Here is a 22,254-nt window from a genome sequence, read left to right on the forward strand (position 1 = left end):
AAAGAAAAGGCCGACATTTGTCGGCCTTCTGCATTATTCCGCTTCTTTATACTTCTCAGCGGTCTCTTTCAGCAGTGGCTGAAGTTCACCGCGCTGGAACATCTCAACGATGATGTCGCAGCCGCCGACCAGTTCACCATCGACCCACAGCTGCGGGAAGGTTGGCCAGTTAGCGTATTTTGGCATTTCAGCGCGAATGTCCGGGTTCTGCAGAATGTCCACATAAGCGAAACGCTCGCCACACGCAGAAAGCGCCTGCACGGCTTGCGCCGAGAAACCGCAGCTTGGCAGCTTCGGCGAACCTTTCATGTACAGCAGAATCGGGTTTTCTGCGATCTGACGCTGAATTTTTTCAACAGTACTCATTATTGCCTTCCTTAATCTTCTACTTCGTGTTTGTTTATTGTAGCGATTTCGCTCCCGTACTGAAAACGGGATTTTGCGTTTGCACTGGCTAATCGCCATGTTTGTTAAGTTAACGCATGACAAATAACATTTTCATATCATTAATTGGCATTAATAAATTAATAATTAGCAATAGTTTCGCTGTGTTAACCAGCTGAAATCGCTCATTTTTGCTACAGAATCAATCTGGTAACATATTAATGGAAAAAGGCCTTACCTTTTGCAAAAAAAGTGGATTAGAATTGCCTCGGCGCTGGTCACTTGATCAGATTTCTCTCACTTTTCCGCAGTCTGCTTTGATTCAGCCTGCTTAACCTGTAACCGGATTATGCGTCTACTAATTACGCTTTTCATACTGGCTTTAGCCCAACTGTTCTTTAATGTGGCCGCTGCATCTCCGCATGCGCCCGTTAACGCCAGTTCGCTTAAAGCAGAGAAAAAGAGCGCACGTGAAGACGAGCGCCGCAAACGACGTCCGGTGAAAACCACCACCAAAAAATCGCGCCTGACTGCTGTTCAAAAATTCAAACTCAAAAAACAGACCAAAACAGAAACCGCGCTGCACAAAACCACCAGCAAAAAATCCCCGCTGAAACTCTCTGCTAAGAAATACGGTCATCAACGGTTAGCGAAGAAAACGCCAGAGATCGCCGTCAATGATGAAGCGTTAGCACTGACCGGCATCAAAATGAGTAAAGCGCACCGCCAGCGTTACCAAAAAGCGCGTGAAACGGCGATGACCAAATTAATGGGTCAGCTCGGTAAACCTTATCAGTGGGGCGGCGCTTCGCCACACACCGGTTTCGACTGCAGCGGCTTAGTGTGGTACGCCTATAAAGATCTGGTTAAATTCAAACTCCCACGCACCGCTAATGAGATGTACCACCTGCGCGATGCGGCACCGATCAAGCGTGAAATGCTGGAGAAAGGCGATCTGGTGTTCTTCCGCATCAATAATCGCGGCACCGCCGACCATGTGGGCGTGTATCTCGGCGATGGTAAATTCATTCAGTCGCCGCGTACCGGCAAAGATATTCAGATTAGCGCATTGGGTGAGGATTACTGGCAGAAACACTATGTGGGCGCGCGTCGTATGATGACGCCAAAAACCATTCGCTAGTTGTTGCGCAACAAAGATAAAAAAGCCGGATGCTGTTCTCAGCTCCGGCTTTTTTGTTAATGCATGATCGCGGTAAAGCTAAAGGCGATAATCATCAACAGTGCGCCAACAGTGGTCATTAGCGCCAGCTTCAGGTCGGTATTCATCACAACTCCTTAGTCACACAATCATCAGGGTTAAGGCGATTTTCGCACAGCAATGGGCAAAAATCTCGTGTTATCCGCGCCAGCTTGCTAGAATCGCCGCCTTTCGTTGCGCAACAGATTTTGCGCATGCTGTATTTACAGCGTGATGAAGTGATTTCGCCTGCTAGAACCTACCGTTTTGCCCGCTTTTTTGGGCTGTAAAAGCATTAGCAGACGCAAACGTTTAACAATATACTTATCAGTAAGTTGCGATAAGCCCAGGAGTACCATTTTCATGGCAACAATTAAAGATGTCGCAAAACGCGCGGGTGTCTCAACCACCACGGTTTCGCATGTCATCAACAAAACGCGTTTCGTTGCGGAAGAGACGCGTAACGCCGTATGGGAAGCGATCAAAGAATTACACTACTCGCCGAGTGCCGTGGCGCGTAGTCTCAAAGTCAATCACACCAAAACCTTGGGTCTGCTGGCGACCTCTAGCGAAGCGCCCTACTTTGCTGAAATTATCGAAGCGGTGGAGAACCGGTGTTTCGAACGCGGCTATACGCTGATTCTCGGCAATGCGCACAACGATCTGCAAAAGCAGCGCGCTTACCTGTCGATGATGGCGCAAAAGCGCGTCGATGGATTGCTGGTGATGTGTTCGGAATATCCAGACGATTTGCTGCAGATGCTGGAAGAGAACCGCAATATCCCCATGGTGGTGATGGATTGGGGCGCGTCACGCGGTGATTTCACCGATACCGTGCAGGACAATGCGTTTCAGGGCGGTTATCTCGCCGGGCGTTATCTGATCGAACGCGGCCATCGCGATATCGGTGCCATTCCAGGCCAGATGGAGCGCAACACCGGCGGCGGACGTCATGCTGGCTTCCTGCAGGCAATGAACGAAGCGGGCATTACGGTGCGTCCGGAATGGGTGGTTCAGGGCGACTTTGAACCTGAATCGGGCTATCAGGCGATGCAGCAGATTTTAAATCAGAAACAGCGTCCAACCGCGGTGTTCTGCGGTGGCGATATCATGGCGATGGGCGCGATTTGCGCCGCTGATGAGATGGGTTTGCGCGTACCGCAGGATATCTCGGTGATTGGCTATGATAACGTGCGCAACGCGCGCTATTTCACCCCAGCGCTGACCACCGTGCACCAGCCGAAAGCCGAACTGGGTGAAAAAGCGCTGGAAATGCTGCTGGATCGCATTACCAGCAAGCGCGAAGATCCGCAAACAATCGAAGTCCAGCCAACGCTGATTGAACGCCGTTCGGTGGCGTACGGTCCGTTCCGCGACTATCGCCGCTAAGCCGACACTTCGCTGAGCCATTCGTGGTTCAGCGTTTCGGCATCCCCGAGATAAGCCAGTAACCACGCCAGCGCCGGTGACGCGCGCTGTTCGGACCAGCTTACGCAGCACGGACTGTCGGGAAACGCCTGCGGCAGCGCCAGTTCAACCAGTTTGTGGCTGTCCAGCAGCGGACGCGCCAAATGGCCCGGTACCATTCCGACGCACAATCCTGCCAGCAAACAATCCATCCCGGTTTCCCACTCTGGCACCACCAACCGCCGCTGATTATCCAGCGTCCATGTCATACGGCGCGGCAACGCACGCGAGGTATCTTCCAGCACCAGCGATGGCCACGCCCGCAAGGTTTCATCATCCAGCTCCTTGCTGTTTACCAGCGGATGATCGGGACTTACGACACAGCGCCAGTTCAGCGCGCCCATGTCCTGAAAGGCAAAACGTCCGCCCACCGGAATTGCCTGGGTTGCACCAATCGCCACATCCACCCGACCATCAGCCAACGCATCCCACACGCCGTTGAACACTTCGTAGCTGATAATCAGCTCCATATCGGGAAAATGGCGATAGAAGTCCTTCACTAACTGCCGCGTGCGCTGCGGTTTTACAATGCAGTCAACCGCGATGCTCAACTCGCCGCGCCAGCCATTTGCCAGTTGCTGACACTGTCGGCGAGTTGCCAGCATTTTTTTGATAACAGATCGGCCTTCACGCACAAAATGCTCGCCCGCCGGTGTCATCACCACTTCCCGATGCTGGCGCTCAAACAGCGGCACCGCCAGCCAGGTTTCCAGCTGACGCACGGTATAGCTGACGGCAGAAGGCACGCGATGCAGCTCCTGCGCTGCCGCGCTAAAACTACCGGTGCGCGCCACCGCATCCACTACTTCAAGCGCATATTCTGACCACATAATTTTGCCTTCAAAAAATTTAACAGCACTATGCAAATATTAGCGTTTCACAAAGCGCGCTGCATCCTTTTACACTCCCCGGCGTTCAACCTGCCCAAAAGAGAATCAACATGTTGTCGTCTAAAGCATTTATGCCTTATCTCGCCGTGCTCAGCATGCTCGGCTTTCTTGCCACGGATATGTATTTACCCGCCTTTGGCGATATGCAGCGTGATTTTGCTACCGCACCCGGCACCATCAGCGCCAGCCTGAGTCTGTTTCTCGGCGGTTTTGCCTGCGCCCAGGTTTTTTGGGGACCGTTGTCGGATCGTTACGGACGTAAGCCGATTTTGCTGGCGGGCTTAGCCATCTTCGCCCTCGGTTGTCTGGGGATGCTGTGGGTGACCGATGTCCGCCTGATGCTGGCGCTGCGTTTTGTGCAGGCGATTGGCGTTTGTGCCGCTGCCGTGAGCTGGCAGGCGCTGGTGGTGGATCACTATCCAAAAGCCAAAGCCAATAAAGTGTTTGCGACGATTATGCCGCTGGTTGCGCTGTCGCCGGCGCTGGCACCGCTGCTCGGTGCCTGGCTGATCGGCCACTTCCACTGGCGCAGCATCTTCATCACGCTGACGCTGGTTGCCGTGGTGTTGCTGATCGGTACGCTGCAGTTAACCTCGCCTAAGCGCGAGAAAGTTGCCACAGGCAAACAGCCCGGCTGGTTCACCTTGCTAGGCACCCGCGTTTACAGCGGTAACGTCTTGATCTATTCGGCATGTTCGGCGAGCTTTTTCGCCTGGCTGACGGGCTCACCTTTCATTCTCTCCGCTGCTGGCCTGACGCCGGGCGACATTGGCCTGAGTTATATTCCGCAGACCATTGCGTTTCTGATTGGCGGTTTTGGCTGTCGCACGTTGTTAAATCGTTATCAGGGCGCGCAACTGCTGCCGTGGTTGCTGGTGCTGTATAGCCTGAGTATTTTGAGTCTGTTTGTCATCGCTCTGATGCCTTCAGCGCCGCTGTTTGTGCTGCTGATGCCCTTTTGCGGCATGGCGCTGGCCAATGGCGCGATCTATCCGATTGTGGTTGCCAGCGCATTAGCGCCCTTCCCGCACGCCACCGGTAAAGCGGCAGGATTACAGAACTTATTCCAGTTGGGATTGTGCTTTGTCGCCAGCCTGCTGGTCTCCGCCGGCCTTGAGCAGGCGCTGTTCAACACCACGTTAGTGATGGTAGCCACCGTGGTACTGGCGTGGGCGGGCTTTGTCTGCCAGCGATCGGCAAACGCACAAAGTGATATTGCCCACACTTCCCGTCCCTGCGAAGATAATCTATAACTCAACGCTTTTCGTTAGCAAACTAACGATAACCCGTTGAATATTGACCCACGTGAGCATATACTCTGTGGGTCAGTAATTCTGTATTAAATCAATAATATAAATGTAATACCTTTGGCGACTCTGTCGCGGGATGGCGTCTGCACGATACTCCAGTGTTGCGTCCAACTTTTCTATTCAAATTCATGCCTCTGTAAAACGTCGGATTTCTGGCGCACGGATTTTCCGTGAGTTCTCTCACAGGTCTTGGGAAATTGGCTATTCTTTTTCTCAGGTTCAGATCGGAAGGTGATGGAGAAGCTATGAGTTCATCTGTTATAGAAGAAGTGAGCCTTGAAGAAAACCACTGGTTTCGGATCGTCAATGAACTGCTAGAGCGTGCTGATATTGCAGTTAATGGCACTCGTCCCTGGGATATTCAGGTAAAGCATCCAGATTTTTTTAAACGCGTTCTCGAGGAAGGATCGCTTGGATTAGGTGAAAGTTACATGGATGGTTGGTGGGAGTGCGAACAGCTCGATATGTTCTTCCATCGCGTTTTAAAACACCATCTGGATAAACAATTACCGCGGCATTTTAAAGATACGTTGCGCATCGCCGCCGCGCGTCTTACTAATTTGCAATCCAAAAAACGCGCCTGGATTGTGGGTAAAGAGCATTACGATCTGGGTAATGATCTATTCTCACTGATGCTTGACCCTTATATGCAATATTCCTGCGGCTACTGGAAAGATGCTGATACGTTGGAAAACGCGCAGCAGGCCAAACTGGATATGATTTGCCGCAAGTTACAACTTGAACCAGGCATGACGCTGTTGGATATCGGTTGTGGCTGGGGCGGACTGGCGGAATATGCCGCGCGCCATTATGGCGTCACGGTGCATGGCGTCACTATTTCTGCTGAGCAACAAAAACTGGCACAACAACGCTGTGAAGGACTGGATGTCACTATATTACTGCAGGACTATCGCGACCTGAATAATCAATATGATCGCATTGTTTCTGTCGGTATGTTTGAACATGTCGGGCCGAAAAACTATGCCACTTATTTTGATGTTGCAGACCGCAACCTCAAACCAGACGGCATATTTTTACTGCACACCATTGGTGCCCTTACAACAGATATGAATGTCGATCCGTGGATTGATAAATATATCTTCCCGAACGGTTGTCTGCCGTCGGTACGTCAAATAGCTGATGCCAGTGAGCCACATTTCGTCATGGAAGATTGGCATAACTTTGGCGCAGATTACGATACGACGTTAATGGCCTGGTATGAGCGTTTTCAGGCGGCGTGGCCGCAGCTGGCTGAGAAATATGGCGAACGTTTTAAACGCATGTTCGACTATTATCTCAACGCCTGCGCCGGTGCGTTTCGTGCCCGTGATATTCAGCTGTGGCAGGTGGTATTCAGTCGCGGCAAGGATGGCGGATTACGCGTAGCGCGTTAATGAGCTTTTGGAAATGAATCAAGGCGCCGCAGGGCGCCTTTTTTAACGCCATTATTCAGCGCTAGCAATCTGCGCCAGTGCGGCGGCTTCACGCTGCGCTAATACGCGTTCAACGGTTTCCACAATGGCCTGCGTATGAGGATCAATCTCAATATTGACCTTCTGACCAAACTTCTTCGCGCCTAACGTGGTCCGCTCCAGCGTTTCCGGAATCAGATGCACACAGAATTTGCTTTTGGTTACGTCGCCAACGGTCAAACTAATTCCGTCGATACCCACAAAACCTTTATGCAGAATATATTTGATCTGCGTGGCGTCCTGTAATTTAAACCAGATTTCTCGGTTGTTTTCTGACTGGATGATTTTGCAGATTTCCGCCGTGGTCATAATATGGCCGGACATTAAATGGCCGCCAATTTCATCGCTGAACTTCGCTGCACGCTCAATATTCACCACATCACCCACCTGTAATTCACCCAGGTTGGTAATACGCAATGTTTCTTTAATCAGATCGAAGCTGACCAAATCGCCGTTAATCTCGGTCACGGTCAGGCAGCAGCCGTTGTGTGCTACCGATGCGCCCAGCGCCAGTCCCGGTAACAGATCGTCCGGTAAGCGCACAATATGGGTACGAAACAGATCTTTCTCTTCAATGCCGACAATTTCTGCCGTGCCTTGCACAATTCCAGTAAACATAATCTCAGCCTCTGCAAAGTTTGCGTCAGTTTATCACAGCTTGTCGGCGGCAGCTTAATTTGGCGGAGTTCAAACTTTACACAAATTGCTAAACAAAATGCGATCAACGTTTGGCGGAAGCCAGCGCTGCCGCTACACTATGCCGCGCATTCTTTGGGGATTTCGCCCCGCTCTCTTCTTTAATTAAGCAGGTGTAACGTGCAGAAGTATTTTACAGAAGCGCGTCAATTGCTGGCCCTTGCGATCCCGGTCATCCTTGCTCAGGTGGCCCAGACCGCGATGGGATTTGTAGATACTGTTATGGCCGGTGCGGTAAGCGCCACGGATATGGCCGCCGTTGCTGTCGGCACCTCTATCTGGCTTCCCGCCATTCTGTTTGGTCATGGTCTTCTACTGGCTTTGACGCCTACCGTTGCGCAACTCAACGGTTCAGGACGACGCGAACGTATCGCGGAACAAGTGCGCCAGGGATACTGGATGGCAATGGCCGTTGCGCTACTGATTATGGTGGTGCTGTGGAACGCCGGTTATCTGATTAACACCATGCATGACATCGATCCTGAATTGGCCGCCAAAGCCGAAGGATACCTGCATGCGTTGCTGTGGGGCGCACCGGGATATCTGCTGTTCCAGGTGATGCGCAACCAATGTGAAGGCTTGTCGAAAACCAAACCGGCGATGCTGCTCGGTTTTCTCGGCCTGATGGTGAACATTCCACTCAACTATGTGTTCATTTACGGCCATTTTGGTATGCCGGCCTTAGGCGGCGTCGGCTGCGGCGTGGCGACAGCATCGGTCTATTGGGTGATGTTCCTGGTGATGCGCTTCTGGGTGAAACGCATGGCAAGCATGCGCGACATCCGTATGAAAACGCGCTGGTCCGCACCGTCACGCGCGATTTTGTCACGCCTGTTCACGCTGGGTTTGCCGGTGGCATTGGCGCTGTTCTTTGAGGTAACGCTGTTTGCCGTGGTGGCGCTGTTGGTATCACCGCTCGGTATCGTCAAAGTGGCCGGACACCAGATCGCGCTCAACTTCAGTTCGCTGATGTTCGTGTTGCCGCTGTCGCTCGGCGTGGCCACCACTATTCGCGTTGGCTATCGACTCGGACAAGGTTCAGCCGAACAGGCGCGCGTTGCTGCGTGGACCGGGCAAGGCGTTGGCATCAGCATGGCAGCAATCACCGCGCTGTTTACCGTGATTTTCCGCCATGATATCGCCGGTCTGTACACGGCAAATCCGGAAGTCATTACCCTTGCGGCGCAGCTGATGCTGCTGGCGGCGATCTATCAATTCTCAGATTCGATTCAGGTGATCGGCAGCGGTATCTTGCGCGGTTATAAAGACACACGCTCGATCTTCTTCATTACCTTTATCGCCTATTGGGTGTTGGGTTTGCCGGTGGGTTATGTACTGGCGATGACCGATTGGGTATTGCCGAAATTGGGTCCCGCCGGTTTCTGGTGTGGCTTCATTATCGGCCTGACCTCCGCAGCAGTGATGATGATTTGGCGCATCCGTCGTTTGCAGCGCCTGCCTGCGCAGGTAATCCTGGCGCGCGCCGCGCGCTAAGTGGCTGGTAACGGCGAAAAAAACGACGCATAGCACAGTTGCTGGTCAGTCGTAGGGGAAAAACACTTTTTCCCCTTGCCAGCATCACGGCCTGCCGTTAATATTCGTCCCCGCTGTCGCCCTGACAGCGTGTTGCGCTCTTAGCTCAGTTGGTTAGAGCACCACCTTGACATGGTGGGGGTCGATGGTTCGAGTCCATTAGAGCGCACCAAGTGCGTCCGTAGCTCAGTTGGTTAGAGCACCACCTTGACATGGTGGGGGTCGGTGGTTCGAGTCCACTCGGACGCACCAATTAGTGAATTTCCTGAATGCGCTCTTAGCTCAGTTGGTTAGAGCACCACCTTGACATGGTGGGGGTCGATGGTTCGAGTCCATTAGAGCGCACCACTCTTGTTTTATCTCCTTGCGCAACACCCTTTTCTTGATCTGCATCGTCTTTATCACGCCGCTTTTATATTGGTTTTCGCATACTTAGCGACTATACTATGCCGCGTTGTTCCACCTGAAAGGTTTCAGCGCTAACGTGCCTATGCAAACAACTCTAATGATTTGCGCAACACTGATGACTCAGTTCCCTCGCGTACTGCATAACTTCTCTGCACGCTTTGCTTTCGTCTCCTATTCTTATTTCTGTGAAATCCGATCCAACACCATAAATATTCTCACTTCGGTGCCGTGCGCATCGAATCCCGACCTTTATCATCCATCACAACTTATAGAAAACCTGACATGAAAAAGACCAAAATCGTTTGTACTATCGGTCCAAAAACCGAATCTGAAGAGATGCTGACTCAACTGCTGGAAGCGGGCATGAACGTGATGCGCCTGAACTTCTCGCACGGGGATTACGCTGAACATGGCCAACGCATCACCAACATGCGTGCCGTTATGGAAAAAACCGGTCGTCAGGCCGCTATTCTGCTGGACACCAAAGGTCCGGAAATTCGTACCATGAAACTGGAAGGCGGCAACGATGTGTCGTTGAAAGCCGGCCAGACCTTCACCTTCACTACCGATCAGTCGGTAATTGGTAACAGCGAACGTGTTGCCGTGACCTACGCCGGTTTCACTGAAGACCTGAAAATTGGTAACACCGTACTGGTCGACGATGGTTTGATCGGTATGCAGGTCACTGAAGTGACTGAGAATTCAGTGATCTGTAATGTCCTGAACAATGGCGATCTGGGTGAGAACAAAGGCGTTAACCTGCCAGGTGTCTCCATTCAGCTGCCTGCACTGGCGGAAAAAGATAAGCGCGACCTGATCTTTGGTTGCGAGCAGAACGTTGATTTCGTCGCCGCTTCGTTTATCCGTAAGCGTTCAGACGTGCTGGAAATCCGTGAGCACCTGAAAGCGCACGGCGGCGAGCACATTCAGATCATCTCGAAAATCGAGAACCAGGAAGGCCTGAACAACTTCGACGAGATCCTCGAAGCGTCAGACGGCATCATGGTTGCTCGTGGCGACCTCGGCGTTGAGATCCCGGTTGAAGAAGTGATCTTCGCGCAGAAGATGATGATCAAGAAGTGTAATAAAGCACGCAAAGTGGTCATCACCGCGACGCAGATGCTGGATTCCATGATCAAAAACCCGCGCCCTACCCGCGCTGAAGCTGGCGACGTGGCGAACGCCATCCTCGATGGTACCGATGCGGTCATGCTGTCTGGTGAGAGTGCTAAAGGTCGTTATCCGCTGGAGTCGGTCACCATAATGGCGACCATCTGTGAGCGTACCGATCGCGTGATGAAATCCCGCATCGACTCACTGCAGGACTCACGCAAGCTGCGCATCACCGAAGCGGTATGCCGCGGTGCCGTTGAGACTGCAGAGAAGCTGGAAGCACCACTGATTGTTGTAGCCACCGAAGGCGGTAAATCTGCCAAAGCGATCCGTAAGTATTTCCCGGATGCCACCATTTTGGCGCTCACCACCAACGAAACCACCGCGCGTCAGCTGATTCTGAGCAAAGGTATCGAAACTCATCTGGTGACAGAAATTGCCTCAACTGATGATTTCTACCGCATTGGTAAAGAAATGGCGCTCGAAAGCGGATATGCACAGAAAGGCGATGTTGTGGTCATGGTTTCAGGTGCATTAGTACCAAGCGGAACGACAAACACCGCTTCTGTACATGTAATCTGATTAGCAACTGAATTTTTATTAAAAAGCGCCTTTTAAAGGCGCTTTTTTTATTGCTGAGGTAATACAAAAGACAGAAATTTCCAATCGAAATTAACTATTCAAAATCTCGTATGATTAAGGTTAGTCCGATTAAATCTCTCTGTTTTAGCTAATTATTTTCATCATCTTCTGTTAAATGCTGTTTCTTTGAGCGAACGATCAAATTTAAGCATGTTCTCATCAAAAATTTATTCTCAACTCAAAAAGCTTTGTGTAATACTTGTAACGCTACATGGAGATTAACTCAATCTAGAGGGTATAAAGAATGAATCGCACTAAACTGGTACTGGGCGCTGTAATCCTGGCTTCAACTATGCTGGCTGGTTGCTCAAGCAACGCTAAAATCGACCAACTGTCTTCAGACGTTCAGACTCTGAACGCTAAAGTTGATCAGCTGAGCAACGACGTGAACGCAATCCGTTCTGACGTTCAGGCTGCTAAAGATGACGCAGCTCGCGCTAACCAGCGTCTGGACAACCAGGCTCACTCTTACCGTAAGTAAGAGTACTGGTTGAAAAATGGTGCCCATGTGGCACCATTTTTTTTGTCCTGATTCTGTGATTCTCTGGTCCGAATTCAGGGCTGCGCTACGGCTTCACCACTCTGCTCCGTTGTTACTGCGCTTTCATCCGTCACCGGCTCACCGCTGCTCACCAATACCGGCATCCCGGAACGTCGGGCTATCGCTTCCTTAATCAACGCCGTATCACTCTTCTCACTCTTCGAGAAGGCTTTCAGCTGCGCTGACTGCGCAATCGGCATGGTTTGCGGATCGTCCTTATCGTTACGCGATAACGGCTGATGCACCTCGACGTAGCGCTTACCATCGGGCTCAATCGCATACTTGATGGGCTGATTGATCACCTGCACGCGCGTCCCTTTCGGCACGCTGTTGAACAGCGCTTCAATATCATCCGGTCGCAGACGAATGCAGCCAGAACTTACGCGCATGCCAATACCAAAGTCGGCATTGGTACCGTGAATCAGATATTGACCGGTTCCGCGCGCCAGACGCATCGCAAACAGCCCCATCGGGTTGTCTGGCCCGGCAGGCACCACGCCCGGCAAGGTGATGCCCTCTTTGGCATAGCGCTTGCGGATATTGGTGGTTGGCGTCCAGGTAGGATTCGGGATTTTCTGGCTGATGCTGGTGACCATGGTTGGCGTCATGGCGCCTAGCTGACCAATCCCGATCGGATAGACGACCACACGATCTTCATCTTTCGGATAGTAGTAGAGTCGCAGCTCCGCGAGGTTAATCACGATACCTTCACGCGGCGCATCGGGTAGCAGCATCTGCAGTGGCACGGTTAATTGTGTGCCGGCCTTAGGCAGCCAGGGATCAACGCCTGGATTCGCTTCCAGCATGCCAAGCATGCCTATCTTATAACGTGCTGCAATGCTCTCCAGCGGCCGCTTGTCATCCGGCACGGTGGTCAGGGTGTTTTCGCCAATCAAACGGCTGTTATCGGCTGGTAGGGGATATTCCGTAGCAAATGCAGGTGCAGAGAGTCCGCAACAGGACAACAGCAATGCACCGGCTAAACGTAAGGCTGGTTTCATGCAATTTTCTCTTTGTCGGATAGAACAGACCCCGGTCAAGCCGGGGTCTGGAGAGTGTAACTTAGCTGAGGGTCTGAGCGTTATGCCGGATCGCGCGGATCATGGCTTCCAGCCCCTGCGAACGCGAGGGAGTGAGATGTGAGGTCAGCGCCAATTCGCCGAACCAGTGACGCACATCGAGATCGAGAATCTCTGACGCCTTAAGCCCTTGATACAGGCTAAATACCACTGCAATCAACCCTTTAACGATGGCGGCATCGCTGTCGCCTTCGAGGGCGATGGTACCATCGGCCTGCGGGGTCATGCGTATCCACACCTGGCTCTGACAACCTGAAATCACGTGTTCCGGTTGCTGTAAGCTTTCGGAGGATTCTGGTAATTTCCCACCGAGTTCAATGATGTAGAGGTACTTCTCTTCCCAGTTAGCGCAACGATTGAAGTTACGAACCAGTCTCTCTTTATCTGGCAAATTCGCCATGAATCACTCCTGAAATCTGCTCAACCGCCCAGCAGACGATGAATACGGGTCAAACCTGCGGCCAGACGATCGGCTTCTCCTTCGGTGTTATACAGCGCGAAGGAGGCACGACACATTGCCGGCACCGCATAATGACGCATCAGCGGCATCGCGCAGTGATGGCCGGTGCGGATGGCAATACCGTATTGATCAAGGAAACTGCCGACATCAAACGCGTGATGTTTGCCGAGGTTGAAGGCCACCACGCCGCTGCGACTTTCCGGGCCGTAAATCACCAGATCCGGCACCGAAGCCAGTTTATCCAGCGCATAACGCATCAGCATCGATTCGCGCTGATGAATCACGTCCAGGCCCAGTTCGCTGATCCACGTTAACGCCGCACCCAAACCAATGATGCCGCCGGTATTCGGCGTGCCCGCTTCGAAACGCCATGGCGTAGTGTTAAAGGTGGTGCCGGTTGGCAGCACAACCTCCGAAATCATCGAACCGCCGCCTTCCCACGGTGGCATGATCTCCTGCAACGCTTTACGCGCATACAGCACACCAATGCCGGTCGGACCATAAATTTTATGGCCGGAGAAAGCGTAGAAGTCGCAGTCGATATCCTGCACATCCACCGCGTGATGCATCACCGCCTGCGCGCCATCCACCAGCGTAATCACGCCAGCGGCTTTTGCTTGCGCCACGATAGCTTTCACGGGATTGACGGTACCGAGCACGTTAGAAACGTGGGTGACCGCCAGCAAACGGGTGCGGCTATCCATCAAACTGCTCAGCTGTTCCAGCGCCAGCTCGCCCTGCGCATTCAGCGGCAGAACGCGAATTTCTGCGCCGGTACGCTGCGCCACCATCTGCCACGGCACGATATTAGCGTGATGCTCCATCTCGGTGACGATGATGTTGTCGCCCGGCTGCAGCTGACTGCCGCCCCAACTGTTAGCCACCAGATTGATGGCTTCCGTGGTGCCTTTGACAAAGATGATCTCTTCCGGCGACGCGGCGTTAAGAAAACGCGCGGCCTGATGACGCACGTTCTCCATGTCGGTGGTCGCCTGCGCGCTCAAAGAATGGATACCGCGGTGCACGGCCGCATAGCCGTGCTGGTAGAAATAACTTTCCGCATTGATGACCGCGAGCGGGCGCTGTGCGCTGGCCGCGCTATCAAGATAGGCCAGCGGATGTCCGTTGACCTCACGTTTCAGAATCGGAAATTCCGCTCTGATGCGTTCGAGATCGAAACTCATGACTCAACTCCCGGGATACGCGCGGCAATGCGCTGCAGCACCACCTGACGCAGTACCGGATTCTCCAGCGTTTCGGTGAGTTCAGCGGCAAAAGCATGGATGATCATACGCTGTGCGGCGGTCTCATCGATGCCGCGCGAGCGCAGGTAGAACATCTGCTCTTCATCAATACGACCAATGGTCGCACCGTGGCTGCACTTCACGTCATCAGCATAGATTTCCAGCTGCGGCTTGGTGTCCACTTCAGCCAGACGGCCCAGCAACAAGTTGTTGTTGGTCATCTGTCCATCGGTTTTCAGCGCGTGCTGCGCCACTTTGATCATGCCGTTGAACACCGCACGACCTTTATCGCGCGCGATGACTTTGTGCATCTGACGGCTGTTGCAGTAGCCTTTGTTGTGCTCCAGATAGCTGCGGGTATCGCACACTTCCTGATTCACCGGCAACGACAAGCTGTTGATCGCCAGATTGGTATTTTCGCCATTCAGCTGCGCGCTGGTGTTGTGACGCGATAAGCCCGCACCCAGCAGGAAGCTGGTGGTAGCCACATTCGCATCACGGCCCATCACCACATCATTGTGCGCGAAGTGGTAAGCCTTCTCGCTTTCAAATGACAGTTTGATGTGCTGCAGTTTGGCATTGTCGGCCACGTCGAAGGTGACACGCGCGCCGGTAAAGTGCGCCACGTCATTCAGCGTGACATAGTGCTCAATCACTTCCGCTTCTGCGCTGGCTTCCAGCTGCAGATGGTGGCGATGGTGCACGGTGTTAGTGCCCGCGTCCTGACCGCTGGTGATGTGCAGCAGATAGAGCGGTTTGGCCGCTGATTTGCCACGCGCCAGACGAATAGTCGTGGCTTCTTCTGCCAGACTTTCGGTCAGATGCAGGAACACTTCCGGCTGAATCGGTGCCGGCAGTGGACGACGCTCAGAAGCCTGCGCATGCTGAATTTCAAACAGGCCGGTATCACGGCTGCTCAATTCAGCCTGGAAACGGCCGTCAACAAACACCAGACGCACTGCATCAACTGGCAACGCCAGCGCTTCAACTTGCTCCGCGCTCACTTCCTGCGGCTGCGGCAGCACAAACTGCTGCGCCAGCAGGCCATCAAGCGGCGTGTATTTCCAGTTTTCGTGCTTACGCGTCGGCAAGCCGACACGCATCAGTTGCTGCCAGTGCTGCTGCGCCTGTAAAGAACGTACGTCACCGCGCGATTCAAACAGGTGATGCCACTGCTGCAGGGCGTTATCACTCTTGGTCGGTAAGCCAGCCATAGCCTTGCTCCTCCAACTGTTTCACCAGCGAGAAGTCGCCAGATTTAACGATCTTGCCCTGATACAGCACGTGAACGTGATCCGGCTTGATGTAATCCAGGATGCGCTGGTAGTGCGTAACGATGATGAATGAACGCTTACCGTCGCGCAGGCTGTTAACGCCTTCTGCAACGATTTTCAACGCATCGATATCCAGACCGGAGTCGGTTTCATCAAGGATGCACAGCTCAGGTTCCAGTGCCGCCATCTGCAGGATGTCGTTACGCTTCTTCTCACCGCCGGAGAAGCCCACGTTCACTGAACGGGTCAGCAAATCTTCTGGCATCTTCAGCAGCTGGATTTTATCTTCGATAAAGTCCTGGAAGTCGAAACGGTCCAGCGGCTCCTGCTCGCGGTATTTACGTACCGCGTTAACTGAGGTCTGCAGGAAGAACTGGTTGCTGACGCCCGGAATTTCTACCGGATACTGGAACGCCATGAAGATGCCTTCACCGGCACGCTCTTCTGGCTCAAGCTCCAGCAGATCTTTGCCTTTAAAGGTGACAGAACCGCCGGTGACTTCGTAATCTTCACGACCAGCCAGCGTTGCAGACAGGGTACTTTTACCTGAACCGTTCGGTCCCATGATGGCGTGGACTTCGCCCGGTTTCACTTCAAGGTTCAGACCGCGCAAAATCTCTTTGTCTTCAACGCTAACCTGCAAATCTTTAATGCTTAACATACTCTTTCCTTCACATTGCTTCCGGCAACGGGCATCAGCCCACACTGTGCTCAAGGCTGATAGCTAACAATTTTTGCGCTTCCACGGCGAATTCCAGTGGCAGCTCGGAGAAAACGTCTTTGCAGAAGCCGTTGACGATCATTGAGATCGCATCTTCTTCGCTGATGCCACGCTGCAGGCAGTAGAACATCTGATCTTCACCGATGCGCGAGGTGGTGGCTTCGTGCTCCAGATGGGCGGTGTTGTTGCGCGTTTCCACATACGGGAAGGTGTGCGCACCGCACTCGGCACCAATCAGCATCGAATCACACTGGGTGAAGTTACGCGCGTTGGTCGCGGTTGGCATGATTTTCACCAGGCCGCGATAGGTGTTCTGGCTCTTACCGGCAGAGATACCTTTGGAGATGATGGTCGACTTGGTGTTTTTACCAATGTGAATCATCTTGGTGCCGGTATCCGCCTGCTGGCGGCCTGCGGTCAGTGCGACCGAGTAGAACTCACCGATCGAGTAGTCACCGCGCAGAATGCAGCTTGGATATTTCCAGGTGATCGCCGAACCGGTCTCAGACTGTGTCCAGGACATCTTGCTGTGATCGCCTTCGCACAGGGCACGTTTGGTCACGAAGTTGAGGATACCGCCCTCGCCTTCGCCGCCTGGGAACCAGTTCTGTACGGTGGAATATTTCACTTCAGCGTTTTTGTGGATGATCACTTCGACCACTGCGGCGTGCAGCTGATAGGTGTCACGCACAGGCGCAGAGCAACCTTCGATATAGCTTACGTAGCTGTCTTCATCGGCGATCAAAATGGTGCGCTCGAACTGACCGGTTTTTGCCGCGTTGATGCGGAAATAGGTCGACAGCTCCATCGGGCAACGTACGCCTTTCGGGATGTAAACGAAGGTACCGTCAGAGGCCACAGCGGAGTTCAGCGCGGCAAAGAAGTTATCGTTTGGCGGCACGACGGTGCCGAGATACTTCTGCACCAGCTCTGGGTGATCGTGAATCGCTTCGCCGAACGAGCAGAAGATAATGCCCTGCTCCGCCAGCTTGCCGCGATAGGTGGTTGAAACGGAGACGGAGTCGAAAATCGCATCCACCGCCACTTCACGACCTTCACGCACCGGAACGCCTAACTGGTTGAACGCGTCTTCCACTTCCTTCGTCAGGTAGTCGCTGGACGCGACGCTGCCGGAGGTTTGCGTGGCACCGGGTTCAGAAGCACAGCTGTCATCGCAGTTGCCGCAGGACGGCGCGGAATAGTAGCTGTAATCCTGATAATCCAGTTTTTCGTAGTGCGCTTTCAGCCAGTGCGGCTCTTCCATTTGCTCCCAGGCGCGGAACGCCTTGAGACGGAATTCAAGCATCCATTCAGGTTCGTTACGTTTAGCCGAAATGGCGCGCACCACATCTTCATTGATGCCGTGGGCAAATTCTTCGGTTTGTAACTGGGTAAAGAAGCCCTCTTTATAATTGAGCTTACCTTCCCACATTTGTACATCGTCAGATGCTTCGCTGTGTCGTGACATATTTCACTTACTCGACGCCAAAGCTTTCACCGCACCCGCAGGCGTGTTGAGCTTTAGGGTTGTTGAATTTAAAAATCTGGTTAAGACCTTCGCGGACATAATCCAGCTCGGTACCGTCAACAAACGGCATCGCCTGAAGTGGCACAAACAGTTTTGCGCCGAATTGCTCAAACTGCAGGTCGTCATCGGCAGGATCTTTCACCAGATCCATAACGTACCCAAAACCGGCACAGCCGGACGTTTTCACACCCAGTTTCAAGCCCTTGACTTCAGGGTCTTGTTCTACCAGGTTAAGAATCTGTTTCGCTGCCGATTCGGTCAGCGTGAGCCCTTTCCAGACGAAATCTTCGGGTGAAAAAGAGTCGGCATTTACTGATGACATTGTGCTACCTCGTATGTCTGGGCCTTTTCAGGCTATCCCCCTATGGTAGTGATATCAGATATCACTTCAACCTCTTGTTTTGCAGGGATAATCATCTCGTGCTATTTTTTACTGCTGCTTTATTAAGCATAGTCGCTTCAAAGCAGATTGACGGCAGCATTCCCGTGCGCGCCTGACCAACGTAACCCGTTAAATTGCCGTAAAATTTCCAAAATCAATTTTACGTTTCCATCCTGATTGATAGGTTACGCCTTTCTACTATGTAAAGAAATTGTTATTGCCGATTTTAGTAACAGGCAGAGGAAATCAATAAAATTTCACAGCGGGAATTGCATTCCTGACGCGGTTGAATATGATAATGATTATCATTAACCTAAAAAGGTGGCGATATGACGCTTACCGTCTCAGCCTGGTTACAACATAAAATCGACGAATATAAGTTTTCGGTGCGCGATATCACCGTTGACTTCTACATGGCTCAGGCAAAGCTCAACCGCACCGATTGCACCCTCGACCAACTGCGTCGCTTTAACGACACCTGTCTCGATATGGCAGAAATCTGCGAACTCAATGGCGACGATCACAGCTTTCTGCATGCCATGGGCAAGCTCCATCACCGCTTGGTGCAGGAGATGGGCAATGCCGATCGCGACCGTTTGTTTCGGATTCAGGCCTATCAACTGGCGCGCCTGTCGTTAACACGCTTGTGTCATCAACTGGCGCTCAGCGGCGAGTGGGATCAAGCCACCCGCCTGCAGAGTGATTTTGTTCGCCACGCAGGCTGGATATTCTAATCCAGCTTTGTGACGTCTCCTACAATTTGTTTACATCATTTCCAGTAATGCTTGCAGTGGATGACGCATGCCATTGCCTTCTGCGCGTTTTACCTGGCTACGACAGGAAAAGCCGGTTGCCAGGCAGCGCTGACGCGGCAGCTTTTGCAGTTGCGGATGCCAGGACAGCTCATAAATCCCCAGCGAATTCTCCAGGTTTACGCTTTCGTGACCATAGGTTCCCGCCATTCCGCAGCAGCCCACATTGACGTTTTCCAGCTTCGCGCCAAAGCGCGCAAAAATGCTCTGCCACTGATTCGGCGTGGACGGCAGCGCGGTCACTTCGGTGCAGTGCGCAAACAGATACCAGGCTTCGCCGCTGGCGGTTTGCTCCGCGCGAGTCGACAAGGCGGTGTGCAGCCACTCATGCACCAACTGCACGTTAAACTCGCCGCGCTGCTCGCCCAGCACCTGATGGTACTCATCGCGATAACAGAGCACGGTCGCTGGATCAACACCAACCATCGGCATGCCCAGTTTCGCCACGCGATTGAGGAAATCAGCGGTTTTGCTGGCGGTGCGCGCAAAGCGCTGCAGGAAGCCTTTCACATGCTGCGCCTTGCCATTCGGTGAGAACGGCAACAACACCGGACGATAACCGAGTTTCTCAATCAGCTTGACGAAATCGGTGACCAGCTGCGCTTCGTAGTAGCTGGTAAAGGGATCCTGTACCACCAGCACGCAATTTTCGCGTTGCGTTGCATCCAGCGCTTCTAACTGCTCCAGCGTCAGGTTCATCGCCTTATGGCCGCTCAGCTGCTGCTTGAGGCTTGGCGACGACAGCAGCGGTAAATCCACCATGCCGATATGCGTTTTGCTCAGCTCGCGCATCCACGGCTGCTTAAGGAAGAAGTTGAACACCTTGGGCGCTTTGGCCATCAACGGCGCGTAACTCTCCACGGTGGCTACCAGATGATCGCTCATCGGGCGCAGATAGCGGGTGTGATACAGTTGCAGGAAGCGTGAACGGAAGTTCGGCACATCAATCTTAATTGGGCACTGCGTCGAGCAGGCTTTACACGCCAGGCAGCCCGACATCGCCTCTTTCACTTCGTGTGAGAAGTCATATTCGCCCTGATTCGCGTGCCAGGTATTACGCGTGCGCTGAATCAGCGTACGTAAGCTGGCGCCCTGTTTCGGCAGCGCCTGCTCAAGCTGGGTTGGATCAACGCCCTGCTCTGAGAGCAAACGCAGCCATTCGCGCGTGAGTGTGGCGCGCCCTTTCGGCGAGTGAATGCGATTGCGGGTGATTTTCATCGACGGGCACATCGGGCTACGTGCATCAAAGTTGAAGCACAAACCGTTGCCATTACACTCCATCGCACCGCGCCACTCGTTGCGCACCGTAACCGGAATCTGCCGATCGTAGGTGCCGCGTTTCACCGCATCAACCTGCATCATCGGTTCATCACTGCCGAGCGGCGTACAGATCTTGCCGGGATTCATGCGGTTGTCAGGATCGAAGGCGGCTTTGATGCGGCGCAGCTCATTAAACAGCGTCTCGCCAAAGAATTCAGGGCTGTACTGTGCGCGGAAACCTTTACCGTGCTCGCCCCACAATAAACCGCCGTAGCGCGCGGTCAGCGCCACCACTTCATCGGAGATCTGCTTCATCAGCAGCTCCTGCTGCGGATCGCACATATCCAGCGCCGGACGCACATGCAGCACGCCAGCATCCACGTGACCAAACATGCCGTAGCTCAGGCCGTGGCTGTCGAGCAGCGCGCGAAAGTCGACGATGTAATCCGCCAGCTGTTCTGGCGGCACCGCGGTATCTTCCACAAACGGAATCGGCTTAGCGCGCCCTTTGGCGTTCCCCAGCAGGCCAACCGCTTTTTTGCGCATATTATAGATGCGCTCAATGCCACTTAAATCGTCACACAATTGATAGCCGATCACGCCGCCCATCTGCTGGGTCATCAGCTCATCTAAGCGCTGGCACAGCGTGCTGATCTGCTGCTCAATCAGTTCGCCATCATCACCGGCAAACTCCACGATGTTGAGGCCCAGCATCTCTTTATCTGGCACATCGGTGATCAATTCATTAACCGAATGCCAAACAATATCTTCGCGCGCCAGGTTCAATACTTTCGAGTCAACGGTTTCCACCGACAGCGCTTTGGCTTCCACCATAAAAGGGGCATTACGCAGGGCCGAGTCGAACGAATCGTATTTGATGTTTACCAGACGGCGCACTTTAGGGATCGGCGTGATGTCGAGGCGCGCTTCGGTAATGAAGGCCAGCGTGCCTTCCGCGCCGCACAGCAGACGCGTCAAATCAAACGTCTGCAAATCGTCGCTGAACACATGACGCAGATCGTAGCCGGTCAGGAAGCGATTGAGCTTGGGGAATTTCTCCAGAATCAGATCGCGCTGTTCGCGGCAGCGGCTTAACACCTGCTGATAAATGCGCCCTTCCGCCGTCGGCGTGCTCGCCAGCTGTTCCGCCAGTTCGGTCGGCATGGCGCGCGTATCAAGGATGTCGCCGCCCAGCAGCACCGCGCGCAGGCCTTCAACATGATCGGAGGTTTTGCCATACACCAGCGAACCCTGGCCCGAAGCATCGGTGTTGATCATGCCGCCGAGCGTGGCGCGGTTGCTGGTGGAGAGCTCCGGCGAGAAGAAGAAGCCATATGGCTTGAGCCACGCATTGAGCTGATCTTTCACTACGCCCGCTTCAACACGCACCCAACCTTGCTCGGTGTTGATTTCCAGGATGCGGTTCATGTAGCGCGACATATCCACCACGATGCCCTGATTCAGCGACTGCCCGTTGGTGCCGGTGCCGCCACCGCGTGGCGTAAACACCAGGCTGGTAAAGCGGGTTTCACCGGCAAGGCGCGCAATCAACGCCACATCCGCCGTCGAGCGCGGAAACAGCGCCGCATCAGGCAGCTGCTGATAAATACTGTTGTCGGTGGCAAGCGAGAGGCGATCGGCATAGCTGGTGGCGGTATCGCCGGTAAAGCCTTGCTCTTTTAAGGACTGCAGGAATGTCAGCACCAGTTGAACGAGGCCCGGTGCCTGAGAAATCTGTGGGATCATTATTGAGTGACCGAGATGTTGTAAACGTTTGCGTCGTGATTTTTTTCAGCCCTTGGTTTTATCATACTTTTCTGCTGGCTGCTGTTTTTTCAGG

General features: G+C 53.2%; 20 protein-coding genes and 3 tRNA genes. 11 read left to right on the plus strand and 12 right to left on the minus strand.

The genetic code is table 11. From position 1 onward, the window contains the following. Nucleotides 1-33: 33 nt before the first annotated feature. Nucleotides 34-369, minus strand: coding sequence for a Grx4 family monothiol glutaredoxin (locus tag HX773_RS11080; protein WP_175501675.1), 336 nt, complete (start codon nt 367-369; stop codon nt 34-36). Between the two features lie 364 nt (nt 370-733). Between HX773_RS11080 and HX773_RS11085 the strand changes: the two genes are divergently transcribed. Beyond that, nucleotides 734-1,525 (plus strand): C40 family peptidase, encoded by a 792-nt coding sequence (locus tag HX773_RS11085; RefSeq protein WP_176971544.1) that lies wholly within the window; start codon nt 734-736, stop codon nt 1,523-1,525. 56 nt (nt 1,526-1,581) lie between these two features. On the opposite strand, the gene HX773_RS11090 is transcribed toward HX773_RS11085, so the two are convergent. Further along, a complete protein-coding gene (locus HX773_RS11090; RefSeq protein ID WP_007892756.1) occupies nt 1,582-1,671 on the minus strand; it encodes a YnhF family membrane protein in 90 nt (29 codons plus the stop codon). Nucleotides 1,672-1,945: 274 nt separating this feature from the next. Between HX773_RS11090 and purR the strand changes: the two genes are divergently transcribed. Next, on the plus strand, nt 1,946-2,971 hold the full coding sequence (purR, locus tag HX773_RS11095) for an HTH-type transcriptional repressor PurR (RefSeq protein WP_008110309.1): 1,026 nt from the start codon (nt 1,946-1,948) through the stop codon (nt 2,969-2,971). On the opposite strand, the gene punR is transcribed toward purR, so the two are convergent. Continuing rightward, nucleotides 2,968-3,879, minus strand: coding sequence for a DNA-binding transcriptional activator PunR (punR, locus tag HX773_RS11100; RefSeq protein ID WP_176971545.1), 912 nt, complete (start codon nt 3,877-3,879; stop codon nt 2,968-2,970). The genes purR and punR overlap by 4 nt on opposite strands. Before the next feature lie 110 nt (nt 3,880-3,989). On the opposite strand from punR, the gene punC reads away from it, so the two are divergent. Continuing rightward, complete coding sequence (punC, locus tag HX773_RS11105) at nt 3,990-5,192, plus strand: purine nucleoside transporter PunC (protein ID WP_176971546.1); 1,203 nt, start codon at nt 3,990-3,992, stop codon at nt 5,190-5,192. 302 nt (nt 5,193-5,494) lie between these two features. Further along, the gene (cfa, locus tag HX773_RS11110) at nt 5,495-6,643 is read left to right on the plus strand and encodes a cyclopropane fatty acyl phospholipid synthase (protein ID WP_110866031.1); all 1,149 of its coding nucleotides are present in this window, start codon (nt 5,495-5,497) and stop codon (nt 6,641-6,643) included. 51 nt (nt 6,644-6,694) lie between these two features. Here the strand turns inward: cfa and HX773_RS11115 are convergent, their stop codons facing one another. Further along, on the minus strand, nt 6,695-7,339 hold the full coding sequence (locus tag HX773_RS11115; RefSeq protein ID WP_176971547.1) for a riboflavin synthase subunit alpha: 645 nt from the start codon (nt 7,337-7,339) through the stop codon (nt 6,695-6,697). Nucleotides 7,340-7,537: 198 nt separating this feature from the next. Here HX773_RS11115 and HX773_RS11120 point away from each other — a divergent pair, with 198 nt between their 5' ends. The 6 genes from HX773_RS11120 to HX773_RS11145 all read left to right on the plus strand — a co-directional run bounded on the left by HX773_RS11120 (nt 7,538) and on the right by HX773_RS11145 (nt 11,594). Then, complete coding sequence (locus HX773_RS11120) at nt 7,538-8,911, plus strand: MATE family efflux transporter (RefSeq protein WP_176971548.1); 1,374 nt, start codon at nt 7,538-7,540, stop codon at nt 8,909-8,911. Between the two features lie 134 nt (nt 8,912-9,045). Continuing rightward, a tRNA-Val gene (locus tag HX773_RS11125) sits at nt 9,046-9,122 on the plus strand. 3 nt (nt 9,123-9,125) lie between these two features. Beyond that, nucleotides 9,126-9,202, plus strand: a tRNA-Val gene (locus tag HX773_RS11130). Between the two features lie 19 nt (nt 9,203-9,221). Continuing rightward, nucleotides 9,222-9,298 (plus strand) — tRNA-Val (locus tag HX773_RS11135). Between the two features lie 342 nt (nt 9,299-9,640). Continuing rightward, nucleotides 9,641-11,053 (plus strand): pyruvate kinase PykF, encoded by a 1,413-nt coding sequence (pykF, locus tag HX773_RS11140; protein ID WP_008102983.1) that lies wholly within the window; start codon nt 9,641-9,643, stop codon nt 11,051-11,053. Nucleotides 11,054-11,357: 304 nt separating this feature from the next. After that, entirely contained in the window at nt 11,358-11,594 is a 237-nt protein-coding gene (locus tag HX773_RS11145) for a major outer membrane lipoprotein (protein ID WP_007892735.1), read from the plus strand. A 74-nt stretch (nt 11,595-11,668) separates the two neighbouring features. Here the strand turns inward: HX773_RS11145 and HX773_RS11150 are convergent, their stop codons facing one another. From HX773_RS11150 to sufA, 7 genes are all read right to left on the minus strand, one after another. Then, nucleotides 11,669-12,655, minus strand: a complete 987-nt coding sequence (locus HX773_RS11150) for a L,D-transpeptidase family protein (RefSeq protein WP_176971549.1) — start codon at nt 12,653-12,655, stop codon at nt 11,669-11,671. 61 nt (nt 12,656-12,716) lie between these two features. After that, a complete protein-coding gene (gene sufE / locus HX773_RS11155) occupies nt 12,717-13,133 on the minus strand; it encodes a cysteine desulfuration protein SufE (protein ID WP_101764556.1) in 417 nt (138 codons plus the stop codon). A 20-nt stretch (nt 13,134-13,153) separates the two neighbouring features. Next, nucleotides 13,154-14,377 carry a cysteine desulfurase SufS gene (gene sufS, locus HX773_RS11160; RefSeq protein ID WP_176971550.1) on the minus strand — a complete coding sequence of 408 codons (1,224 nt, stop codon included), beginning with the start codon at nt 14,375-14,377 and terminating at the stop codon, nt 13,154-13,156. After that, the gene (sufD, locus tag HX773_RS11165; protein WP_176971551.1) at nt 14,374-15,651 is read right to left on the minus strand and encodes a Fe-S cluster assembly protein SufD; all 1,278 of its coding nucleotides are present in this window, start codon (nt 15,649-15,651) and stop codon (nt 14,374-14,376) included. The genes sufS and sufD overlap by 4 nt, the downstream gene beginning before the upstream one ends. Further along, entirely contained in the window at nt 15,626-16,372 is a 747-nt protein-coding gene (sufC, locus tag HX773_RS11170; RefSeq protein WP_008102973.1) for a Fe-S cluster assembly ATPase SufC, read from the minus strand. Before sufC ends, sufD begins: the two co-directional genes overlap by 26 nt. 34 nt (nt 16,373-16,406) lie before the next feature. Then, a complete protein-coding gene (gene sufB / locus HX773_RS11175; protein ID WP_101764559.1) occupies nt 16,407-17,900 on the minus strand; it encodes a Fe-S cluster assembly protein SufB in 1,494 nt (497 codons plus the stop codon). A 7-nt stretch (nt 17,901-17,907) separates the two neighbouring features. After that, nucleotides 17,908-18,282 carry a Fe-S cluster assembly scaffold SufA gene (gene sufA, locus HX773_RS11180; RefSeq protein ID WP_007892717.1) on the minus strand — a complete coding sequence of 125 codons (375 nt, stop codon included), beginning with the start codon at nt 18,280-18,282 and terminating at the stop codon, nt 17,908-17,910. Between the two features lie 389 nt (nt 18,283-18,671). Here sufA and HX773_RS11185 point away from each other — a divergent pair, with 389 nt between their 5' ends. Next, nucleotides 18,672-19,076 carry a hypothetical protein gene (locus HX773_RS11185; protein ID WP_008102969.1) on the plus strand — a complete coding sequence of 135 codons (405 nt, stop codon included), beginning with the start codon at nt 18,672-18,674 and terminating at the stop codon, nt 19,074-19,076. Nucleotides 19,077-19,106: 30 nt separating this feature from the next. On the opposite strand, the gene HX773_RS11190 is transcribed toward HX773_RS11185, so the two are convergent. After that, the gene (locus HX773_RS11190; protein WP_176971552.1) at nt 19,107-22,160 is read right to left on the minus strand and encodes an FAD-binding and (Fe-S)-binding domain-containing protein; all 3,054 of its coding nucleotides are present in this window, start codon (nt 22,158-22,160) and stop codon (nt 19,107-19,109) included. Between the last annotated feature and the right edge of the window lie 94 nt (nt 22,161-22,254).

Source organism: Pantoea sp. B9002 (genome assembly GCF_013385945.1).
Classification (GTDB): domain Bacteria; phylum Pseudomonadota; class Gammaproteobacteria; order Enterobacterales; family Enterobacteriaceae; genus Pantoea.